General features: G+C 67.4%; 13 protein-coding genes and 4 pseudogenes. 7 read left to right on the plus strand and 10 right to left on the minus strand.

Going from position 1 to position 22609, the window contains the following annotated elements; genetic code table 11:
* Nucleotides 1–64: 64 nt before the first annotated feature.
* On the plus strand, nucleotides 65–5917 hold the full coding sequence (locus tag ACFVKT_RS35380; RefSeq protein WP_385739392.1) for a hypothetical protein: 5853 nt from the start codon (nucleotides 65–67) through the stop codon (nucleotides 5915–5917).
* A gap of 425 nt (nucleotides 5918–6342) precedes the next feature.
* On the opposite strand, the pseudogene ACFVKT_RS35385 reads toward ACFVKT_RS35380, so the two are convergent.
* The 3 genes and pseudogenes from ACFVKT_RS35385 to ACFVKT_RS35395 all read right to left on the minus strand — a co-directional run.
* A pseudogene (locus tag ACFVKT_RS35385) lies at nucleotides 6343–6435 on the minus strand (IS5/IS1182 family transposase); the annotation flags it as partial.
* 104 nt (nucleotides 6436–6539) lie between these two features.
* A pseudogene (locus ACFVKT_RS35390) lies at nucleotides 6540–7167 on the minus strand (transposase family protein); the annotation flags it as partial.
* Nucleotides 7168–7431: 264 nt separating this feature from the next.
* The gene (locus tag ACFVKT_RS35395) at nucleotides 7432–8397 is read right to left on the minus strand and encodes a GlxA family transcriptional regulator (RefSeq protein WP_385739395.1); all 966 of its coding nucleotides are present in this window, start codon (nucleotides 8395–8397) and stop codon (nucleotides 7432–7434) included.
* A 152-nt stretch (nucleotides 8398–8549) separates the two neighbouring features.
* Here ACFVKT_RS35395 and ACFVKT_RS35400 point away from each other — a divergent pair, with 152 nt between their 5' ends.
* Together ACFVKT_RS35400 and ACFVKT_RS35405 are read left to right on the plus strand one after the other, a co-directional pair.
* A complete protein-coding gene (locus ACFVKT_RS35400) occupies nucleotides 8550–9212 on the plus strand; it encodes an HD domain-containing protein (RefSeq protein WP_385739398.1) in 663 nt (220 codons plus the stop codon).
* Nucleotides 9213–10639: 1427 nt separating this feature from the next.
* The gene (locus ACFVKT_RS35405) at nucleotides 10640–11683 is read left to right on the plus strand and encodes an SgcJ/EcaC family oxidoreductase (protein ID WP_385739401.1); all 1044 of its coding nucleotides are present in this window, start codon (nucleotides 10640–10642) and stop codon (nucleotides 11681–11683) included.
* Between the two features lie 174 nt (nucleotides 11684–11857).
* On the opposite strand, the gene ACFVKT_RS35410 is transcribed toward ACFVKT_RS35405, so the two are convergent.
* Complete coding sequence (locus tag ACFVKT_RS35410) at nucleotides 11858–12175, minus strand: transposase (protein WP_385739403.1); 318 nt, start codon at nucleotides 12173–12175, stop codon at nucleotides 11858–11860.
* Between the two features lie 46 nt (nucleotides 12176–12221).
* On the opposite strand from ACFVKT_RS35410, the gene ACFVKT_RS35415 reads away from it, so the two are divergent.
* From ACFVKT_RS35415 to ACFVKT_RS35425, 3 genes and pseudogenes are all read left to right on the plus strand, one after another.
* On the plus strand, nucleotides 12222–12347 hold the full coding sequence (locus ACFVKT_RS35415; protein ID WP_385739406.1) for a hypothetical protein: 126 nt from the start codon (nucleotides 12222–12224) through the stop codon (nucleotides 12345–12347).
* A 471-nt stretch (nucleotides 12348–12818) separates the two neighbouring features.
* Entirely contained in the window at nucleotides 12819–13349 is a 531-nt protein-coding gene (locus tag ACFVKT_RS35420) for a DUF6584 family protein (protein ID WP_385739409.1), read from the plus strand.
* A gap of 102 nt (nucleotides 13350–13451) precedes the next feature.
* Nucleotides 13452–13916 (plus strand): annotated as a pseudogene (locus ACFVKT_RS35425) (transposase family protein); the annotation flags it as partial.
* Here the strand turns inward: ACFVKT_RS35425 and ACFVKT_RS35430 are convergent.
* Nucleotides 13857–15092 (minus strand): IS110 family transposase, encoded by a 1236-nt coding sequence (locus tag ACFVKT_RS35430; RefSeq protein WP_385739412.1) that lies wholly within the window; start codon nucleotides 15090–15092, stop codon nucleotides 13857–13859. The pseudogene ACFVKT_RS35425 and the gene ACFVKT_RS35430 sit on opposite strands and share 60 nt — an antisense overlap.
* Before the next feature lie 398 nt (nucleotides 15093–15490).
* Between ACFVKT_RS35430 and ACFVKT_RS35435 the strand changes: the two are divergent.
* Nucleotides 15491–15889 (plus strand): annotated as a pseudogene (locus tag ACFVKT_RS35435) (transposase); the annotation flags it as partial.
* Nucleotides 15890–16282: 393 nt separating this feature from the next.
* Here the strand turns inward: ACFVKT_RS35435 and hpaD are convergent.
* Genes hpaD through hpaB form a run of 5 tightly spaced genes read right to left on the minus strand, consistent with a single transcriptional unit; the run spans nucleotide 16283 to nucleotide 22584 of the window.
* The gene (hpaD, locus tag ACFVKT_RS35440) at nucleotides 16283–17278 is read right to left on the minus strand and encodes a 3,4-dihydroxyphenylacetate 2,3-dioxygenase (protein ID WP_385739415.1); all 996 of its coding nucleotides are present in this window, start codon (nucleotides 17276–17278) and stop codon (nucleotides 16283–16285) included.
* The gene (gene hpaE, locus ACFVKT_RS35445) at nucleotides 17275–18762 is read right to left on the minus strand and encodes a 5-carboxymethyl-2-hydroxymuconate semialdehyde dehydrogenase (RefSeq protein WP_385739418.1); all 1488 of its coding nucleotides are present in this window, start codon (nucleotides 18760–18762) and stop codon (nucleotides 17275–17277) included. The genes hpaD and hpaE overlap by 4 nt, the downstream gene beginning before the upstream one ends.
* Nucleotides 18759–19691, minus strand: coding sequence for a 4-hydroxy-tetrahydrodipicolinate synthase (gene dapA / locus ACFVKT_RS35450; RefSeq protein ID WP_385739421.1), 933 nt, complete (start codon nucleotides 19689–19691; stop codon nucleotides 18759–18761). The genes hpaE and dapA overlap by 4 nt, the downstream gene beginning before the upstream one ends.
* Nucleotides 19688–21133: a fumarylacetoacetate hydrolase family protein gene (locus tag ACFVKT_RS35455; RefSeq protein ID WP_385739424.1), complete on the minus strand. Its 1446-nt coding sequence runs from the start codon at nucleotides 21131–21133 to the stop codon at nucleotides 19688–19690. The genes dapA and ACFVKT_RS35455 overlap by 4 nt, the downstream gene beginning before the upstream one ends.
* On the minus strand, nucleotides 21133–22584 hold the full coding sequence (gene hpaB / locus ACFVKT_RS35460) for a 4-hydroxyphenylacetate 3-monooxygenase, oxygenase component (protein ID WP_385739427.1): 1452 nt from the start codon (nucleotides 22582–22584) through the stop codon (nucleotides 21133–21135). The genes ACFVKT_RS35455 and hpaB overlap by 1 nt, the downstream gene beginning before the upstream one ends.
* Nucleotides 22585–22609 lie beyond the last annotated feature (25 nt).

A 22609-nucleotide genomic window follows, 5' to 3' on the forward strand; every position in this document is an offset into this window, starting at 1 on the left:
CGCGTCATCTCACTCTGGTAATCGAAGAGCACGTAAAGGGGCGGGGTGACGGGGGGAAACAGTCATGTTGACGTTGGAGCAGTCGGTCAGCCGGGAGCACCCGGCGATGGCAGGCGCGGCCATGAGGCTGAGCACCGGCCGGGACGGCCTGGTCTATCTGATCGGCACGCAGTACATCGGGGCGGTCGGGTACAACTACCTGCTGCGGATGACGGTCGACGGCGGTACGCGTGACGGCCTCGTCTACAAGACCGGGATCGAGACCCCGCTGGCGGTGACCGCGAACAGCGCGGGCTATGTGGCCCGGGCAGACGCGCACTTCGCCGGCGCGGTCACCGTGCTCGGCCAGGGACTCGACGCTGACCCGGTCGGCCAGTGGGTCGGGTGCTACGTCAGCGACGCGGTGCAGTTCTACTCGCCGTTCCGGGTCGAGGCGGGTTCCGTCAGCGGCCGGTTCTACGCGCTGGCGCAGCACGGCCTGTCCGTTCCCGGCAAGCCGAGGGAACTCGCCAACGCCACACCGCACATCGTCGCGGTCGGCAGCCCGCCCGAGCCGGTGAACGCGGTCGCCGCCACGTACCCGCTGACGTTCGCGCCCACGGCGAAGGCCGTGCTGGACTTCCGGATGCGCGAGACGGGCGGCGCGGCGGACTTCGCGCCGGAGTTCTACGTGCTCTACGCCGCCACGGCCGACGGCCTGCCGCACATCACCAAGATCGACAAGTCCGGGACCAAGGTGTGGGACCGCACGGACACCGTCATCCAGCAGCTGCCGCGCAACGAGACCACCAGGTCAGGCGGCTTCGACGTGGACGCGGCCGGTAACCTGTACGTCGTCGCGCCCAAGGGCACGTCGGTCTACCGCTACCCCGCCGACGGCACCAGCGCCCGCGTCGAACTGCCGCTGGCCGGTGCGTTCCCCTCGGCCCAGGCCGCGCCGTACCAGGAACTGCGGTTGCTGCCGGGCCAGTTGCTGCTGCGCCGCGCGCAGGACAGCGAGCTGTACGGGGCCTTCGCACTGCCGGACCCGGCCGCGGCCCAGCCGACGCTGGCGTTCCAGTACTCGGTGTGGTCGCAACACGACGTGGCACGAGCGCAGTTCGTCGACGAACCCACCGAAGCGGCCTGGACGGCGGGCAGCACCGTACAGGTGCGGCTGACCACCGAACGGTTCACGCCCGAACAGCAGCCGGTCCCCGCACCCGACTGGCGCGCGTGGCTGCGCACGATGGGCGCGCAGGACCACCGCGAGCTCCCCCTGACCGCCGATGTCGCCGACCCCACGCTGTACCACCTGGCCGTACCGGCCGACATCAGCGGGCTGACCCAGCTCACCCTGGCACCGGAGAGCGGCCCATACCGGATCGGCGCCGCCCCGGAGTACCGGTTGCGGCGGATCGTGGAGGTCCGCCCGCAGGGGGCCGCCGGCTCGGTCAGCCTGGGCACGGTCGCGCACGCGGTGATCGGGTACGTCAACGGGCCCACAGGCTACGAGCGGACGCTCAACCGTACGCGCTACGCGGTCGGCGAGCCGATCACGGTGACCGTGTCGGTGCGTCCCGCTCCGACAGCCGCGACCGACCTCGTCCTGCGGCTCGACGACGTGGGCGGCGCCGACGGTGCCACCCCGGTCACGGTCGCCCGGACCACGGTGTCCGTGCCGGCGGCAGCGTCGCCGCAACTGACCCTGACCGTGCCCCCGTCGGTGACCGGGCAGTTACGGCCCGGACGGTATCTGCTGACCGCCGACGCCCCCGGCCGGACCATCGCCGCCCAGCCGCTCGACATCGGCCCGGGCGCCCCGCCCAGCGGCTACCGCCGGGTGTGGTTCGGCGAGTACGGCGGGCTGTACCCCGGCGGGTCCGCCGCCGGACCGGCCGCCGACCAGTGGGACTCCGCCGATGTCGTGGCCGCCCACCTGGAGCGGGTCCGGCGCCAGGGCTGGACACACGTGGTCGACCGGCTGGCCTCCCAGATGCCCGGCACGTCCGTCTTCCCGCCCGAGCAGGACACCGTGGTGCTCGGGCCGATCAAGACCCGCCTGGACCGCGAGCCGGCCGGTGCCGACCCGATGAAACTGTGGCGCCTGACCCCGTTGCTGGACACCGTCAGCGGGCTGGGCGCGTCGGGCGTCCAGCAGCGCGGCCTGCTGATGGAGAACGACGCGAACCTGCCGCTGCAGGAGCAGAACGACCCCCGGGAGAGCTACAGCCTGCGCCCCGTCCAGCGCTACTCCAACCTGTTCCTGGCGAACACCGTGTTCTGCGGCTACCGGGCGTTCGGAGGCTGGCACTGGGCGGCGAACTGGTGGGTGACCGAGCACAGCCCGGGCAAACTTGCGACGCTGCCCCAAGCCGGCCCGTACGCCGCCGACTTGGCCAGCACCGAGAAGGACGGCAAGTGGCGGCCGCTGCTGGCCGCGATGCTCGCCCACACGATGGGCCACGCGCCCGACGCCCAGCGGCAGCTGCGGCGGGCGCTCACCGCCGGCGCCGCGGCCGGCGCCGGCACCGCCGACCTGGTCACCTCGGCCGCAGGACCGCTGCGCACGCCCTTCGTCTACCCGCCCGAGACCTTCGACGAGGTGGACGAGGTGGATCTCCAGGCGCAGATGGAAGCATTCCCGATGTGGCTGCACACGGCCTTCTCCGTCGACTACTACCCGCGCCCGGGCAAGGCGAGCACGCTGCACGAAGAGAACTGGAACGACAACGGAACCGGTGACCAACTGCTGGGCCAGGCACTTCTGTCCCTGATGCGCGGGTCCGCCACCAGCGGCCACTCCGCTCTGGTCCCGACCACCCGGCAGCACGATCAACTGCCGGACGCCCGCTCGCTGGTGCACGGCACGGCATCGATGCACAGAGTGCTCGCCGAACTGCTACATGAATACGGAGACTGGATCAGCCGGTCCCGCAGCGCCGACCGCGTCGCGATCCTGCTCTCGCGCCGCCAGTTCGCCACCGAGACCTGGTACCGGGAGATGCCGAACCACTTCGCCCGGATCTACGAGGCGTACGTAGCACTGCTGTACGCGCAGATCCCGGCGAGCCTGGTGTTCGTCGAGGACCTCCAACTCCCCGGCACGCGACAGCTGTCGGACTACGCCGCCGTACTGCTCGTGCACGAGCGGATCGAGTGCGAACCAGCCGTGCTGAGCGCGCTGGCCGGGGCCCGGCGGGTGTTCCACGACGGCGCGTGCACGAGCATCGTGACCGACGCGGTCGGCAGCACCCCACTGAACGTCACCTTCGACCTGGCTGACGACAACTCCTTCAAGCAGTTCAACGCGGACTCCTGCGTCCAGACCACGAACCCGAACCGGGCAGGGGCCACGCGTCCCGACGCCAAGAGCTGGCGGTCGATCTCACTCGCCCACGTTCCCGCTCTGCGCACCGCCCTCGCGGACGTGGTCGGCGCCGACCGGGCGACGGCCGACGATTCCGAGATCCTGGTCAGCGAGCGGACCTGGGGCGACGCGCGGCTCGTCATCGCTGTCAACAGCTCGGTGTTCGACGTGGACAACGCGCTCTTCCGCCGTGCCGAGAACCACCACACGGTCCGCCCCCCGGTGGCCACCACGCTGAACCTCCCGAGCCTCCCCGGCACCGCGGCCGTCTACGACGTACTGGCGGCGACCCGGGTGACGCCGTCGCCGCAGGGCAAGGTACCGGCCGATTTCCGGCACTGGCCGGTGTCCGTCCACGCGATCCTGACCGCGCCGATCAGCCAGGTCGTGGTCGCCGCGGCGCCGGTGGTGAGCGCCGGGGCCGGCGACCCGCTGTTGATCAGCTGGTCGGTGCGCGTACTCGGCGGTCCGCCCGGCACCGCGGAACTCGTACTGCCGGTGCGGGTAAGGATCCTGGACGCCGGGAACACCGTGCTCTGGGAGAACCGCACGATCACCCCGGCCGTCGGCGGGTTCGTCGTACCGGCCAACGCGCAGGGCGCGATCCGGGTCGAGGCGGTCGAGCTGGTCAGCGGGCGGCCCGGCGTCGCCGACGCCCAGGCCCAGGCCGGGGGGACCCCGATCGATCTGCTCCCCGGAAGCGGCGGGGACGGCGGCGGGCCCGTCACTTCTATCGCGGCCGAGCCGGGTACGGGTGCCGCCACCGTGCCGGGTACGAGTGCCGCCGCCGTGCCGGGTACGAGTGCCGCCGCCGCAGCAGCGGCTACGAACGCTCCGGCTTCCGTACCGGAAAAGGCCCTCGCGAGGCCCATGGCCGCCGTGGCGACCCCTTGGCAGGCCGCCGCGAAGCGGCTCGGCGCGCACCTGCGGGAGATCGCGTTGACCGGGGACGGCGGCGCGGTGCTGACCGCCGCGAACTGGGACACCAACCTCTACGCGATCGACCTGGCGACCGGGCAGCAGCGCTGGCAGACCCGGATCGGGCAGCAGTACGCGTACGACCCGCAGCCGGCCGGCGACGCAATCGCGGTACGCGGCATGGCTCTGGACACGCCCAGCGGCTTCGGGCTGCATCTGGTGAACACCGCGACCGGCGCGGTGGAACACCGCTTCGACCTGCACGGCACGACGCCTCGCTGGTTCCTGCGGATCACCAGCGTCGTGCCGGACGGGCGGCCGCCGGCCTTCGCCGCCGCGCCCAGCGGCGCGTGGGTAACGACCGCGGGCAACCTCGGTCTCGCGGTGTGGCGGCGCGAGGACTCGGGGTTCGCGGAGCTGTGGCATCAGGACTGGTGGTCGCGGGCACCGCTGTCGGACCGGCCGGGAGCCTCCGCCGAGGTGGTGCTGACCGCACTCGGTGAGGACACCGTGCTCGTCGCCGGCCGCGGGCTGGCGACCGCGTACCAGGTGAGCACCGGCGCCACCCGCTGGCAGACGGACCTGACCGCCGTCGCCACCGCCTTCGGCGGCCTGTTCACGGGCGCCACGCCCAGCCCCGACGGCATGACGGTGGCGCTGGCGAGCACCTATGACTCGGGTCGGGTGTTCCTGCTGCGCACCGCGGACGGTTCGGTGGCCGCGGCCCTGAACTCCCGCGCCGACGAACTCGCATGGGGACCGGACAGCCGGTCGCTGGTCACCTTGCGCGACACCCGGCTCGACCAGTTCGGCGACACCGGATCCGGCTGGGCGCTGCGCCGCTCCTACCCGGCGGCCGACGTCCTGCACAACCTCGACATCGCCGCCGACGGCCGGATCGCGTGCGGCGACGAACAGGGCAACCTCATCGTGCTCGACGCGAACGCCGAGCCCGTCCTGGTCACCGACGTCACCGGCATCCCGGCGGTCCGCTGGCTGCCCGGCGGCGACCTGCTGTTCGCCACCTGGCTGGGCCGGGTCGGCCGGCTGAACGGCACGACCTACCAGCAGAGTTGGTCGACCCAGCTGCGCTCAGCGGCTCCGGACATGCGCGCCGCCCTGCTCGCGGCCGAGACCGCCCCGGTATCGCGGATCGCCGTCGCCGGCAACGGCACCACGCCTGCGGTCGCCGGCCTTCCCAACCTGCTGACCGCCACTACGACGATTGCCTTCGTCGGCTCCTCGCTGCCGGGCGGCACGACCCCGTTGAGCACAGTGAACCTGCTGAACCCGGCCCACGTTCCGCCGCAGGCACCGCTGCTGTCCGACGACTTGGTCGAGTACACCGCCGAGGGGTTCCCGCTGTCCCACCTGCTTGTCCAGTCCCACCTGAGTAGCCCGCCGACCTTCGACCGGATCTCGCTGTGGGACGACCCGGCGCATCCGGAGTCCTGGCTGCGGGATGTGCGACTGGACGCGCGTACGACATCGGACAGCCCCTGGCAGCCGGTCGCGCGCCTTGTCTGCTCCGCCGCCGCCCGTACGTACCAAGTGCCCCGTACGACGGCGACCGACATCCGGCTGGTCGTACCTCCCGGCCTCCCGGGCAACCTCCGGCTGGCGGGCATCGCGCTGCACGCCCCGTCGTAGACGGTGGCCCGGACGAGGGCTCGTCGACGGGCGTAAAGGCATCAGGGACCACCCGCGCGACGCACGTTCTTCGTCCCTTCGGATCCGGACACGTGACGACCGAGGGGAAGCACGATAAGGCGTGACCGAGGAGCGCAAGCATCGGTGAGACTTCAGCAAGCTCCGTCTCACCGCAGACGTCATGTCGCAGACAGAAGGCGAGCACTGATGAAACGAAGCTTGAAACATCGCGCCATGGCTCGTTACGCCGCCCCGACGAATGGAGTCAGTAGCCAATCGGTCGTCTACACGGATTTGTCACAGCACTGGCCAGGGCACGATCAGTAGATGCGATCGTTGAGACCGGACTGTCGTTCCTCGGACGCGCTGAACACGGTCGGTCAGAGGGCCTGTTGATCAACACGGCCCGTATGACGGGCGTACGCGAAGATGCCCAGTCGTATCCACTCGTCGCGGCGGCTGCGGATTGTGGAGGCCGAGCAGATCGTGTCGGCGATCGCCTCGTAAGAACAGCCGAAGCTGGCGACGGCCGCCGCGACGACCGCGATCACCACCGCCGCCCGGCGCCGTCCGGGCCCGAGGCGTGGGCGACCTGCCACGACCAACAGCGCGCGACCGGACATTTCGCCTGCGCGCGGTTGACGGCTTGCTGATCGGCGGACAGGCTTCTATCGACGCCCTCAGCAGGGCACTCGCACAGTGCCCCGGCTCGCCGTTAGCCCTTATGTGCCCAGCACTGCACCCCGGCTTCTTCAGGGCGTTGACGATGCCGTGGACCCGTGCGGCCTTGATGTCGTGGACCGCTCCGGGAAGGGCGGGAGATGCTCACAGTAGCTGTCCCGCCGGATCAGAGATGACCTGCAGATTCATGCCGTGCTTCTTGTGTTTCCCGGAGTAGAAGGACCGGTCCGTGGCGATCCGGTCGATTGGCGACAGCGTGCCGTCCATGATGACGAACGCCTTGGTGGAAGCGGTCTGCATCGCCTCAGCGAGGGACGGGGCGAAGGCCGCCAGGACATCCACGGCCTCGGCGACGTAGCGGTACGCGGTGGGGGAGCCGATTGGGAAGCCAGCCGCGAGCTGCGCGTAGGTGTGGCCGCACTGCAAGTGAGCCAGTGCGAGCAGGGCCTGTCGGCCGGCGTTCAAGCGCCGCCACCGGGTACCGAGGATCTGACGGCGCTCCCGCGGCGAGCGGAGGGGAAACGAAGGGCGGAGCTGGACACGTCCAGCCCGGACGGGTAGACGTGCACACGAAGCCTCTGGTGAAGACAGTTTTCTTGGTCGCGCACCTATCTACCAGGGGCTTCACCTCGCTGGCAGCCCAACTGCCGTGCTTCCGCAACAGGTTGAAAAGGGCTCATTGTGTCAGCTGTTGCTATGCGGCGACGATGGACCTGCTTCTGTACACCGAGAAACACACTTCGGGTGTTGTCGATCTGACCGCACAGGGTGAAGCTATGGCCGTCTACTCCACGAGCTCTTTCGGCTCTTTGTTCGGAGACAGAAGCGAGCAGTCAGGCGGCGAAGGTGCGGCGGTATCTCGACGGGCTGGTCCTGGTCATCGCGGTGAAGTGGATGCGTAGTGACTCCGCGGAGCCGAAGCCGCATTGATGGGCGATGTCGTCGATGCCGAGGCGAGTGGTCTCGAGGAGTTCGCGGGCGCTGGCTACACGTTGCATGGCCACCCATTTCATGACGCTCGTTCCGGTCACGGCCTGGAATCTGCGGCGCAGTGTTCGTGTGCTCATGTGGCTGTGTTTGCTGACCGACTCGAGGGTGAGCGGCTCGTCGAGGTGCTCCAGGATCCAAGTGATCACGTCGGTGATCTCGGGGTCACCGCCGGGTGGGGTGTGGTCGATGAACTGGGCCTGTCCGCCTTCGCGGCGGGGCGGGCTGACCAGGAAGCGGGCCATGGTGTTCGCGGCGGCCTGACCATGGTCGAGCCGTAGGAGATGCAGGCACAGGTCGGTTCCGGCGAGGACTCCCGCGGAGGTGAAGACGCCAGTGTCCTCGACGTAGAGCTCCGCTTCGCGGAGCGTGACCGACGGATGGCGGTCTCGCAGCAGTCTGGCCCAGTACCAGTGGGTGGTGGCGCTGCGGCCGTCCAGGATCCCGGCTGCCGCCAGGGCGAAGGCGCCTGTGCAGATCGACACCATCCGACTGCCCCGGTTGTATGCATTACGCAGGCGTTCGACCAACTCAGCGTCTGGAGGCTCTGTGGGGTCTTGCACTCCGGCGACGATCACGGTGTCCGCCGCGTCCAATCGGTCGAGCGGCTCGACCTCGCGGGGCACCAGCGAGTTCTCCGCGGGAACCCCACTCACCAAGGTCAGCTCGTAGGGGGCGCCGCCGGGCCAGCGGGCGGCCACGTAGTCCGGCCAGTGGCCGAACACCTGTTGGGGAACGGCTACGTCCAACAGAACGTAGCCCGGCTGCACCACTACGACGACCTTGGCCGGATCTTTGGGATTACTGTCCACCTGGCCATCGTACGGTGGCCTGGGAGTTTCTACGCTGGTCCCATCATGTCGATCGCGACCGGTGAGGAGATGCGCACCATGCATGTTGTGCTCGAGACGTGGACCCCGAAGGCGGTCAGCGCCGAGGTCCGGGCACTGGAGGCTGAGGTCAAATGAGCGTGCTCGAGAATCTGCCGGAGGAAATCGGACGGTGGCCGCGTACGGCGGCTACGGAGGCCGCCGTTGCCTTCACTGCCGAGCACGCGCCGGGATGGCTGCTCAACCATAGTGTCCGCAGCTATTTCTATGCTCGCAGTATCGCCACCGCCACGAACCTCGTTGCGGGTGCGGACTACGACGACGAGACGCTCTTTCTCGCCACGGTGCTGCACGACATCGGTCTGACCGACGCGGGGCAGGGTCCGAACCGGTTCGAGGTGGACGGTGCGTTCCGGGCCGCTCGCTTCGCCCGGGAGCACGGGCTGTCCGATGTCGCCGCCGACCAGATCTGGGATGCGGTGGCGCTGCACACATCCTCGGGGATCGCACCTCACAAGCATGCCATCTGCGCTCTCGCGCATTTCGGAATCGGCGCCGACATATTCGCTTTCGGTGTCGAGAACGTGGACCGGGCGGTACTGGACGCGGCGCACGCGGCGTTTCCGTATCTGGATCTGCGCAAGAACATCCATGATCAGCTGGTCCATCAGATCGACGAGAAGCCGTCGAAGTGGGTGCCGCTGTCGTTCGTCGACACCGTGTACCGCAAGCACCGGCCAGACAATCCGTTCCCCGGGTTGGATGAGCTGCTCGCCGGCCCGGTGCGTCCGGACTGACGATGTCCCGCGGTGGCTAAGGGCTGCTGGGGCCGTTTGACCAGCCGGTAGTCACGACGGAAACGGACGTGGAGCCAGGCACCCTGTATGCCAGGTTCCGCGTCTGTGTTCACCCGGCATCGCGCCCCGGTGGCATCACGGGTCCGCACGTTCGCTGCGGTCATCGTGACGCCCAAGACCAGGCCGAGGCCGGCCACCATCAGACGGCGCTTGAGGCCGCCCACCTTCTTGTCGCCATCGCAGCCGGAGGTCGAGCCCGGCATGTTCGCGGCTGCCTGCCCCGACCGCGGGTTCGCGGCCGTCGGGCCCGGTGAACGGCCCTCCTTCTGGCGGACTTTGTCGCGCAACCGGCCAGGGAGCTCTCAGGCAATCCCGTGACCTGCCGGCTGCGGGCGGAACCATGAGCATCCACAGATACGGCTGGAAAACCGCAGGCAGTTGGCCCACTTGACGCCACTGTCGGCCATATATCGCACCGTGTCGATCAGCTTCCGGTGGCAGAAGTCGTCCGGCCGACCGCCCCGCCCCTCCAGCCAGGACGGAACCGGCAGCACCGCCTGGACGACCCGCTACTCCGCCTTCGTGACGTCTGAGATATAGCTCGGGCGTGGTCAGGCCTGTCCGACGCATTGCCGAACCTGTGCGTGAGACCGACACACGACAGGAAAGCCGGATTGGGCTCTACTCACGCGGACGCTGGAGGCAGGGGCAACAAGCCCTCTGGCGCTCGGATTGGTTCGCACGCCCGAAATACCAAGGGGCCCTGCTGACATGCCCTGGCACGGATCGCCGCAAGCCTCGCTGACAAACAGTCAGGGCAGGCTGGGTCCGCTTCCTTCGACAAGATGCTCACCTACTCCGCGGACAAGGCTGCCGCCCGGATACTCTGCGCCATCGAGAAGCGCAATGGCCTGGTAGTGATTACTCGGCTTGCCATCTTCGCCGACATTGTTGGCCGTATTCTCCCGTCCACCTACTGGACGGTCCTGAGTCGCCTACGCCCCTAGGCCAAGGGTGCATCCCGCGTCACCCCACCCGATAAACGTCACTCAGGGACACGTAATGGCGGTCAACGCCCGGCCAGGTCCAGAGGATGGATCCTGGGTGGGAAATAGAGGCGCGTCATGCTGATGTGCGGCTGGGTAGATCGACTGCTGAAAAAGCAACCGGCGTGACTAGTCGATCGCAACATCTTCGCTTCTGGCGATGCCGGTCTGGACCCGTCGAGCCGTCGCGAGGCCTATGGAAGGTACCCCCGACTCACTCGTGCTCGCCCCTGTCGGCTCTGTGACTGTGTGCCTGCCATATCAGAAAACGCCACACGCCCGTGCGCGCAACGCCGCATGCCCTGAGGCGGGGCCGCCTAATGTCACAGCTGACCGGGCTCGGTTCAACCAGCCGCACTCGATGAAAGGGAGCCATATACCGTGACTGACACACCACCGCTCATCTTCACTCACCTCTCTCTTCCTGACTCGGAGATTGCCCGAGATGCGTTTGCGTTCACGGCACGCATCACGCCGGAATATCTCCTGAACCACAGTGTTCGAAGCTACGTCTTCGCCCGGGCGCACGCGAATCACCGTGACTTGCGGTCGGGTGTGGACTACGACGACGAACTTCTCTTCCTCAGTTGTGTCCTGCACGATGTGGGGCTGAGCGAGGAAGGCAACGGCGATCAGCGTTTCGAGCTCGACGGGGCCGACGTAGCGGCGGCGTTCCTGCGAGAGCAGGGAGTTGAGGAACCACGTGTTCAGGTCGTCTGGGACGCCATCGCCCTGCACACTTCCGACGGAATCGCCGCGCGCAAGGGAGCGGAGGTATCCATTGCGCAGGCGGGCATTACCACCGACATTCTTGGTCTGGGTAGTGAAACGCTTCCTGACGGCCTTGCTGATGACGTGCACGCCCTGCTTCCTCGCTCCGATCTGGCGTACAGGTTCACCGATGCCGTCCTGAACCAGGCCCTGGCTAAGCCGCAGAAGGCCAGCCCGACCACCTTCGTAGGTCAAGCGCTGCGTCGGCATCTGCCGTACGGCGCCTACCCGGATTGGCATGACCTGCTTGCGACGACTGGTTGGGGCGACAAGCCCGTGACTACCAGTGGTCGACGACTTGCCGAAACGCCTCAGCAGGTGGCCGCTCTGTTCGTGGAGTACCTTCAGGCTGGAGATCTGGAAGGCCTGGTGTCGCTGTACGAGCCGAACGCCCACTTTGTTCCGGAGCCCGGTAATCACGTAGTCGGCACGGAGGCCATCCGTAACGCTCTGCGTCAGCTGATCAACAGCGGTGCAAAGCTGAAGCTGGAGCCACGCGAGCTGCGCGTGGTTGACGACGTCGCTCTGGTATCCAACACCGCAACGCTGACCGGAGCCACGCCCGAGCCCGTCGTATCCAACACCACCGAGATCCTACGGCGTCAGCCCGATGGCGGATGGGTTCACGTCGTCGACGACCCGTTCTTCACCTGAGCGAGTGCGGGGTGCCACGCGCGTTGTGCCGGTGCAGGTCAACCAGCGCCGCCGGTACTGCGACTGGTTGAGGGGCCGCCGCCATCCCTGATCCTCGCGTTCCCACTCGGCCTTTAGTCCTGGTGGGAACGCGATCTCGTTGTTGCTCTGACGTGGTGGTTAGAGCGGACGTCTTTACTGCTCGATGTACTGCTTGACGACGTCCTTGCAAGAGTTGACCAGCTTCGAGAGTTGGACCTTCGGTGGGCAGCGCACGAGCAGGTGCACGTGATCGTCTTTGACGTTGAAATCGCGCAGCTCAGCTTCGAAGGACTGCACACGTCCTGCGTGATCGCCTTGCAATCGAGTGAGCCCCGAGTGGGAGAGCCATTTGGCGCGTACGGGCCCATTCAGTGCGGACTGACGTAACTCGTCGCTGATGCCGTCAAAGGCAAGGGCTGCACGATCGCGCCAGGTATCCGGCTGCGCACGCTTGCCGAGGTCATCGAGCACCCGGGCGTCCGCGGTCGGACGGGGATCATCGTATGCACGGAGATCCGTGGGAGGCGCCCGGCCGCAGGCCGCTGTCTCCGGCAAGACCAAGCAGAACGCTGTGAAGTCCATGGTCGTCACGGACGCCAAGGGGCGAGTGTTGTTCTGCAGCCAGAGCTGGCGGGGCAGTTGAGCCGACATCGTCCAAGACCCGACAGCTGGGACTCGTCAAGTTCCTGGCCGACGTGACGGTCCGTTTCAGGGGATCCTCGCGGACGCCGCGGCTGACAGGCCATGGGTACGTAGATCGGCGGGCGGGTGGTGACACCGCCACATCACAAGTTCAAGGAGAACGGTCCCGCTTGGTAGGAGGAGTGGTACGAGCAGCAGCGCAAGGCACACTCCTCACGGCGCATCCGCGTTGCGCACGGCATCGCACACCTGAAGAACTGGAGGGCTCTCGCCCGCGATTGTCGAGCGTGACCCCACCGTCAGCGCCGCAGACCTCAACGCGCCACCGCCAACCATGCACGAGCTCGTAAGGGCTGTCCCGTAAGTAAGGGTGTCCCGTCTCAGTGGGTTTCGGTCGATGCCGTTGAGAGCGGCAAGTGTTGAGCAACAAACCAGGTCGACGTGGATCAGTGCGGTACCCGATGATGCGTTCATGCCCCTGAGAGAGACCATTGCCCGAGTCGATGCAGACCTGGCCGCCGGCCGGGTTCCCGTCGCGCGCCAGCGTTTGCGCGGTCTCGTCTCATCCTTCCCGTATGACCTGACGCTCCGTCGCGGCCTGGCCGAGGTGTACCGGCTCTACGGCGATGCCGCCGAGGCCGGACGCTGGATGTATCTCGAGGAGGACCGCAACGCCGACGAGACCGCCGCCTTCGAGGCGCGGTACAGGTCTCCCGGGTGGCGGATGAAGGCCCTCGCCTGGCGCGGCCCCGAGGCGATGGCTGCCACCTCCTTCGCGGAGAAGCAGCTGGTCGCAGTGCGGAACGCCTGCGCCGAGGAGTTGGGGCACCTCGTCGACTGGGACGACCCCGCCTCCTACCGGGACGGCCTGCAAGAGAAGTACGAGGAGGCGCCCTCCGGGCCGTGGACAGTCGGCGGTGTACTGGCGGGCGTCGGCTGCCTGGCGGGGGCCCTGGCGTTCCTCGTAATCTGGGTAATTGGAGTCGTTGCCCTCTTCGACTGAACCAAATCGCCAGGGGCCGGTGGGGGCCGCCGCTCAAGGTTGGGTGGGACGTCGAGACCTGCCGTGAGCGGGACGTCTGGCGACGAGTGAAATGATCTCGCGGTGCCTGCTGTGATTACGGCGTCGCAGCCGTCGTGGATAGCCCCGTTCACTGGGTTGAGCCCCCGTTGTTTCGGGACGTTGGTGGCGCAGCTGCGGCACGAGGGAGATGACGCGGTCCGCAGAGGTCGGCCGTGGAGCCTGCCCTTGGAAGATCGGGTGCTGCTGGTCACGGCGTACTGGCGCACCAACTTGACACTGCGCCAGCTTGCCCCGCTCTTCGGCGACTCGAATTCCGCGGCTGACCGAATCATCAGCCACCTTGGTCCCCTGCTCGCGCTCAAGTCCCGCAGCCGGTTTCGCAAGGCCACCGTGCTCATCGTGGACGGAACCTTGGTGCCCACCCGCGACCACACGGTGGCCGAGCGGTCGAAGACATCTCATGTCGTTGAGAGGTCAAGTCCGCGCTCAGGTGGTGAGGGGCACAGGGGTTGGGAAGGCTCGGTCGGGGTGGTAGGTCGTTCGGTTCTGCAGGCAGTGGTAGAGGCAGCCCAGGAGCTTGTTGAACAGGTTCCGCAGTGCGGCGGTGTGGCGTTCTCCGCCGGCTCGTCGCCAGTCGTAATGGGCGCGTGTAGCGTCGGTGCGGAGTGTGGCAAAGGCCCACATGTAGCCAACGCTGGCGAGCCGTTGGTTCTTGACGGTCCGAGCCACGACGACGTGACTGCGGCCTGACGCCCGTGTCACGGGTGCCGCGCCGGCGTATGCCTTGACCGCCCTTGCGTCCGCGAACCGGGAGCGGTCGTCGCCGATCTCGGCCAACACTCGGGCTCCGGAGAGCACGGACAGACCCGGGAAGCTGGTGATGATGTCGGCGTCCGGGTGCGCGAGGAACGCTTCCTCTGTCGCCGCCGCGAGGTCGGTGCCACTGCTGCAGGCAGCGTTGACCTGCTGGATGAGTGCCGATGCCTGACGCCCCATGGCCTCTTCGACCAGGGGCAGTTGGTGGAGGTGCTCCGCGCGGAATATCTCCCGGAGCCGCTCGACCTCCGTTTCAATGCCACGACGCAGGCGACCCGCCCGGGTGAGGAGGGCGCGCAGCTGGCTGCGGGTGAGTCTGGCCGCGGCGGCCGGGGTGGGGGCGGCCGCAAGGACCGCGCGTGCGTGTGCGGAGTCGAGTCCCAGTTTGCCCGATCCGTGGCAGGCGGTGAGGGCGGCCGGGTAGTACTGGCGCAGGTGGGAGCGGAGCCGATTGACCATCTGTTGTCGATCCCAGACCGCGTCCTGGTGGGCGCGGGCCAGGACGGCAATGGCCTGCCCGGCTTCGCTGTCTGCGGGCAGCGGGCGATGGGCGTGCCGGTCGGTGCGGAGAATGTTGGCCAGTACCCGGGCGTCAGCGGCATCGGACTTGGCCCGGGAAATGCTTCCGCGGTCGCGGTAGCGGGCGGCGGCCAAGGGGTTGATCGCATAGACCGTGCGGCCGGTGGCTCGCAGAGCGGCGACCAACAGCCCACGCGGAGTTTCGATGGCGACCGGGATCAGGGACTCGACGCTGTCGCCGTGGCGGGCCAGGAGTTCCAGCAGGGCGTGGAAGCCTGCGCTGTCGTCGCTGATCGGCAACTTGGCCAACTGGCTGCCGTCCTGGTCGACCAGGGCTATGTCGTGGTGCCCCTCTGCCCAGTCGATACCGCAGAAGATTGCGCTCAACTTCTCTACCTCCGTCTCGTCGTGCACGTCATTGCCCGGGCGGAGCACGCGGCGCTCTAATAGAAGTGCTCAAGGCACGCCATCTCATGAGCCGTTCGTGTCTCCAGCGACCGGCAGGGACCTCGGTCTGCTGAAGAGCTCTCGGGCTCGCGAACTGCTGAGAGGTCGGCCCCTGCCGGCGGGCTGGCGACATGAAACCTGACCCGCTCCTGCCGGGCGGGACCGGTCTTAGACAAGAGATCAAAGGTCCCGGAACTACCGAAGGTCTCCGCCCGGCAGGGCGGGCGCGAGGCAGAGCCGGTCTGACCACGGGGATCTCGTCCCGGAAGTGGGGCAGGCTTCCACCTCGCTCGGCAGCCCTTGCGCTCACGCGTTCAGGATCACCGATGACCTATTAGAACTACCGCTATTCCACCAACCACCAGGTCGTCATCGACGCTGACACCCGGCGCGTCGTCGTGGTCGGCCGACCGTTGCCCGGCAACCGCAACGACTGCAAGGCGTGGGCACTGTCCGGAGCCAAGGACGCTGTCGGCCGCACCACTGTGATCGCCGACGGCGGCCACCGGGGCACCGGCCTGGTCATCCCGCACCGCCGCGAGCGCGGGCAGAGCGCGCTGCCGGCCTGGAAGGAAGAGCACAATAGTTCTCACCGCCAGGTCCGTGCGCGTGTTGAGCACGCCTTCGCACGCATGAAGACCTGGAAGATCCTCCGCGACTGCCGCTTGAAGGGCGACGGCGTCCATCAGGCGATGAGTGGAATCGCCCGCCTACACAACCTCGCACTCAGCCGATAGGCGAGCAGAGCGGGTGGTAGCCGATCACGGCCCCGCTGACTCGAAGATCTTTACGGGACAAGGGGCCTTGGGCCAAGGCCCAAGCCTTAGGGCAACTTGGACGTAGGCAATGTCGGACGCCGAACCGCCGGACCGCAGTGTCATCGGACCGGCATGTCGAGCGCCGTCCGCTTATCCCTTGTGCATAGCAGCGAGACGACATCTGTGCAGGGAGGCGCGGGAGTTGGACGTCTCGCCCGGTTGTGCTTCTGGGGGCACGAAGCTTTGACGGACGGCCTCCCGCCTAGAATTCGATGCGTCCGGCGGACGCGTCGCCTCGCGGCGTGGTCACTAACGCCACGGCTCTCTGCTGTCCGGAGGGGGTCCCCATCTGGGGTCCCCCTCCGGACGGGCTCAGCCGAGTCCGTCTGCGCCGACCTGAACGGCCGACTCATCGAGTACGGCATCTGAGACGTCCTGAGGCCGTCCGTCCAGATCCAGGACTGGGGTGGCTTCCTTGTACCAGGACTCGATCACTGCATTGCCCCAGAAGTCACGGCGACGGTCGTCGTGGACGTTCCAGCGAAACGTCTCGTGATCCGGGTCACCGGTGTAGTAGTCCGAGGTATAGATTTCCACTCGGTGACCATCAGGGTCGCGGAGGTAGAGGTAGAAGGCGTTGGAGACCCCGTGACGCCCGGGGCCGCGTTCGATGTGATGCTCCTTGCGCAGCGAGCCGAAGATGTCGGCGCATCGCAGGATCTGGTGGGATTCATGGGTGGCGACGCCCAGGTGGTGCAGGCGGGGGCCGGCACCGCCAGTGAAAGCAACGTCGTGCACCGTCTGCTTGCGATACATCCACGCTGCATACAGCTCGTGTTCGTCGCCTTCGATGGTCTCCGAGCAACCAAAGCCGAGGGACTTGTAGTGAGCGTAAGCCGCGGGGATGTCCGGAGTGCAGATGTTGAAGTGATCCAGGCGGGCAACCTCAGCACCGTGACGGATGTCGTAGCGCTGAATGAGACGTTCGGCGTGCTCGATCTCGTAGAAGAACTCGACAGGGAAGCCCAACGGATCGATCACACGTACAGCGTCGCCGATGCCGCGTGTACCATCTCCCTTCTTCAAGCGCTTGACGGGGCGGCCGAGTTCGGCGAAGAACCGCTCGGCCTTGTCGACGTCGTCAGGGGTGCGTACGCGGTAGGCAATGTGGTCGAGGGCGGCCAGTTCACCGCGGCGCAGCACCAGGGAATGGTGAGTGAGTTCGTCAGTGCCGCGCAGGTAGAGAGAGTCGGCGTCCTCGTACTGGACGTAGAAACCGAGCATGTCGACCCAGAACCAGCGTGCCGCACCGAGATCGGTGACGGCGAGCTGGGCATACGTCGACCGGATGACATCAGGTGCGTTCATGAGACGGTCCCGAACCGTGGGGTGTGAACCTCGGCGAGAGCGACGTGGATGATCTTGGATTCGGTGTAGAAGTCGATGGAGTGGGCGCCGCCCTCGCGGCCGACGCCCGAGTCCTTGACCCCGCCGAAGGGAGTACGCAGGTCCCGGACGTTGTGGGAGTTGATCCAGGCCATTCCTGACTCGACGGCATGGGCGATGCGGTGGCCGCGCTTGAGGTCGGTTGTCCAGATGTAGGCCGCCAGACCGTACCGGGTGGCGTTGGCGAGTTCGATCGCCTCGGCCTCGTCGTCGAAGGGGGCAACGGCGACGACCGGGCCAAAGATCTCTTCCTGGAAAATCCGGGCGTCAGGCTTGACGTCGGCGAACACGGTTGGTTGAAGGTAATTGCCGTCGTTCAGGTGATCAGGTCGAGTGCCGCCAGCGACGAGCCGGGCCTCCTGCTTGCCGATCTCGACGTAGTTCAAGACTCGGGCGTAGTGCTCGGGGTGGACCAGTGCGCCGACTTCTGTTGCCGGGTCGGAAGGCAGCCCGACTCGTACATTTGCGGCCCGTTCGGCGAGGCGATGCACGAACTCCGAGTAGAGCGATCGCTCCACGAGCACCCGTGAACCGGCCGTGCAGCGCTCGCCGTTGAGGGAGAACACCCCGAACACGATCGAGTCGAGTGCGGCTTCCAGGTCTGCGTCGGCGAAGACGACGGCCGGGGACTTACCGCCCAGTTCCATAGAAGTGGTCTTGAGGTGCTGGGCGCTGGACCGGATGATGCGCCGACCGGTGCCGGTGGATCCGGTGAAGGAGATCAGCGGCACGTCCGGGTGGTCGACGAGGGCCTGGCCGGCCTCCTCGCCGATGCCGTGCACGATGTTCACCGCACCTGCCGGCACGCCTGCCTCGGCGAAGATTTCCGGCCACAGTGACGCCGATAGCGGTGTCCACTCGGCCGGCTTCAGGATCAGCGTGCATCCGGAGGCCAGTGCGGGCGCCAGCTTCCAGCTTTCCAGCATGAACGGTGTGTTCCATGGCGTGATCAGCCCAGCCACTCCCACAGGAGTGCGTCGCACGTAGGAGAACTGTTCCTCGCCCTGCCGGAAGGCCTCCTCGCCGAGTGCGACGATGACGTCCGCGAAGTAGCGGAAGTTCTCCGCTGCGCGCCGCGCTTGGCCGCGCGCCTGGGTGATCGGCAGTCCGGTGTCGTACGTCTCGTAGGCAGCCAGCCGGTCGTGGCGGGCCTCGACTGCGTCTGCGATGCGGTACAGCGTGGCGGCTCGGTCCCGGTTGGACAGTCCCGCCCACTCCGTGGAGGCAGCAGCTGCCGCGCGCGCTGCCAGGTCGATATCGGTTGCCGAACCCCGAGCGGCCTGCGCGTACGGAGTGTTGGACACCGGATCGGAGACGTCGAACGTTCGGCCGTCGGCCGCATCGACGAGCTTGCCGCCGATCCAGTGGCGGATGACAGACGGCAAGCCCTGGGGGATCGTGGTCATCGTGCAACTCCGATCTGTGAGGTGAGATCGCCGCCCTCGGCGAGCAGCGCGCGGATCTTCACGAGGCCCGCGTCCGTGGGAGTGATGAGCGGCGGGCGGACATGCGGAGAGGCGATGAGGCCCTGCTGGTGCAGCACCCACTTCGCAGGCGCCGGGTTCGTCTCGACGAACAGCAGGTCGACCAGCGGATGAAGTCGGTAGTGCAGTTCGCGGGCGGCGTCGAACTCGCCTGCCTCCCAAAGCTCGTACATCCGGGCAACCGCAGTTGGCGCGATGTTGGCGACGGCCGACACGAACCCAGCGCCCCCCAGCGCCATGAGTGGTAGGCAGAGCAATTCGATGCCGGACCACACCAGCAGCGAGCGGCCGCAGGCGTGCAGGACGCGCGAGAAGTGCTCGAAGTCCTTTGTCGTCTCCTTGACTCCGACGAAGTTCTCGAAGTCTGTGAACAGGCGCTTCACTGTCTCCGGTGCGATGTCGACGGCGGTGCGTGACGGCACGTTGTAGGCGACGATCGGCATGTCCGGGAATTCCCGGGCCACCGTCGCGTACCACCGGTAGAGGGCTTCCTGCGTGGGGCGCGCGTAGTACGGAGTGATGACGAGCGCCGCGTCGGCACCCAACTCCTGTGCTGCGGCGGTGAGTTGGAGGGTTTCGTCGAGCTTGTGCGAACCAGTGCCTGGCAGGAACGGAACACGGTCGCCGATTTCCTTCGCGACGGTACGCATCGCCTCGATCCGCTCAGCGGCGGACTGCGCACTGGGCTCGCCGGTCGAGCCGCCCAGCGAGATCCCGTGCGAGCCGGCCTGGAGCTGGAAGCTGATCAGTGTCCGCAAGCTGTCGTGGTCGACGGCGCCGTCCGCGGTGAACGGTGTGACGACGGGGGCGATGGACCCGCGGATTGAGGACGGGTCACTTCTGAACTTCACAGGGACTCTCCTTCCGTATTGCGCTGCTTGCGCCACTGCTCGTACGGATCACGCCACTCCGGCCCCAACGGATAGAGGCCGTCGATACTGCGTCCGGTCCGTACCTGCTCTGTGATGAACCTTTCCTGCGCCTCCTGCTCGCTGCAGTCGGCGATCAGCTCCTCGGCAAGCTCGGGCGGTACGACCACCACCCCGTCGGCGTCCCCGACGATCAGGTCGCCGGGCTGGACGAGGGCGCCGCCGCAGGCGATCGGCACGCCGGTGTCCCAGGGGATGTGGCGGCGGCCGAGCACAGACGGATGCTCTCCGCCGTGGAATACCGGCAGGCCGAGTTCCGTCACGGCCGCGCTGTCGCGCAGCCCGCCGTCGGTGACGACGCCAGCCGCACCACGCTGCTGTGCGCGCAGCGCCAGGATGTCGCCGATCGTTCCCGCGGAGGTGTCCCGCCGGGCGTCCATCACCAGCACCTGGCCCGGACGAAGCTCTTCGACAGCCCGCTTCTGGGCGTTCATGCCGTTTCCGTACCTCTTGAACAGGTCCTCGCGCAGCGGCAGATAGCGCAGGGTGTGGGCGACACCGACCATGCCGGCGCCCGGCTGTGTGGGACGTACGCCGTCGATCGACATGTGCGGCAGACCGCGCTTGCGTAGCTGTGCGCTGAGCGTGGCGACGGCGACCGAGCGCAGCCCGTCCTCGATCGCCTTGGCGAGTAGTGGCTCGGGGACGTACGTCGATCCGTACGCGGCCTCGCGCTCCGCGGGGTCGACACGGGGCATGGCACCGTACGAGTCGAGCGCGGGCCCTGCGGCAATCGGACTGCGCAGCCGCCCCGTGGACAGCCCACCGCCGCTCACCTCAACCTCAACCAGATCGCCTGGCGAAACGACGGAGGCGCCGGCCGGTGTGCCGGTGAGGACCACGTCTCCCGGCTCCAGTGTGACCAGCCGGGACAGGTCGGCGACGAGTTGTCCGAAGGGGAAGAGCAGCGTGTCGGTGGTGTCGTCCTGGACCAGCTCGCTGTTGACCCAGGTCCGCAACTGCAGGGCACCTGGGTCGAGTTCACGGGCGTCCAACAGGCGCGGTCCGATCGGTGTGAAGCCGTCGGCGCCCTTCGAGCGGAGATTGGAGCCGCGGTCGGCGTACCGCAGGTCGTACACGCCCGCGTCGTTGGCTGCGGTCACCCAGCGCACATATGACCAGCCATCCTCAGGCGTCACGTGTTGGGCGCGCGAGCCGATGACGAGCGCGATCTCGCCCTCGAAGCCGAGGAGTTCGCACCCCTCGGGCCGGACAATCGCCTCCTTGGTACCCGACAGGGACGACGGCGGCTTGAGGAAGTACGACGGCTGCGACGGAACCCGTCCGCGTTCCTTCGCCCGGCTGCGGTAGTTGAGGTGGACCGCGATGATCTTCGATGGGGGGTTCCCGAGCGGATGTGTCATCAGGAACGCTCCAAGAATCCCTGGACCTTGGCCTTGTAAGGCTCGCGGTCGTAGGACTTCACGTAGGCGCCGGCCATGCGGACCGGGTCGCCGAAGAAGTAGTACTCGTACAGGGCCTGGCGGCTGGAGAAGGCGGAAATGCAGGTGTCCCACACCAGCCGAAAGAGCTTCACGCGCTCTGGGCCGGTCAGAGTCGCCGACTGCAGGTAAGCCTCGATGTCGGCGGCTGCCGGCCCGTTGATGTCCAGTTCGGTCGGAGTGGCCATGAGGCCGGAGGCGCCGAGCTTGCGGAGGATCTGAGGGAAGCGCTGGTAAAGCTTGGGGTAGAGGTTGCGGGCGGCGTTCAGCGGGGCGAAGGCCGGAGTGAGGACGCCGTACTCGTTGATTTCGGCGTCGGCCTCGGCTGCCCGCAGGAATGCGCGCAGCATCTCCAGCGTGGTGATGATCTCGGCGATGTCCTCTTGGACGTGCTGGAACTGTTCGATGCCGATGGCCTCGGTCAGGAGAGACACCAGGCCCAGGATGTATTCGGTCTTGGCGGACGTCCGGGTGACGACCTGATGCGTCATGTGCACCACGGACGCCGTCTGGGAGTAGAAGCCGTTGCACAGATCCGCGTCGCCGAGGGCGAAGCAGCGCTCGTAGGGCACATGAACGTCGTCAAAAACAACCACGCTGTCCGATTCCTCGAAGCGGGAGGAAAGCGGGTAGTCGTGGCGGGGGCGGTCGTAGTCGAGTGGTTCGCGGGCGATGTATCGCAGGCCGGGGGCGTCGTTGGGAACGGCGAAGGCGTAGGAGTACGGCTTGTCCTCGGGGGTGCCACGCAGCACGGTGGACGGGAAGACGAGCATCTCGTCAGCGAACGGGGCGATGGTGGCGAGCATGCGCGCACCGCGGATGACGACCCCGTTGTCATCCTCCTTCACGATCCGCGCCGCCAACTTGCCTCCGGCTTGCTGGGTGCCAGCCACCGAACGGTTGACCTGCGGCGGAATCAGGGTGTGGGTACACAGCAGGTCTTCTTCGCGGACCTTCTCGTAGTAGCGGCGGATGTTCTCGCCGAAAGCGGGGTTGGCCTGGGCGAACCAGTCGGCGGCAGAGGCCAGTGCCATGAGGGAGCTGTTCATGTAGTCGCCGGTGCGGCCGAGCATGCCGTTGCTGTGGTCGGCCCACACCTTGAACGCCTTGCGTCGTTTGACCAGGTCGTCCGGGGTCTTCGGGGTCAGGAACGAGGTGCCGACCGGTTCACCGGAGGTGGGGGAGGTGTAGGTCAGAACGTCCTTGTGCTCGGCGGAGTGCTGGAGGTCGTACAACTCGGCGTACGTTCGCACCACGTTGCGGAAGGCAGGGTGGTCCTGGACACCGCCGGCGATGGTCTCGCCTTGGATATGGACGGTGGGACGCGAGGCAGACAGTCGCTCGAGGTATTCCTTGCCGGTGCGTGCGGCCATGGTGGTGCTCCTGAGTCGGAAGGGT

The sequence above is a fragment of the Streptomyces sp. NPDC127595 genome, assembly GCF_042671685.1.
In the GTDB taxonomy this organism is placed as follows: Bacteria; Actinomycetota; Actinomycetes; order Streptomycetales; family Streptomycetaceae; genus Streptomyces.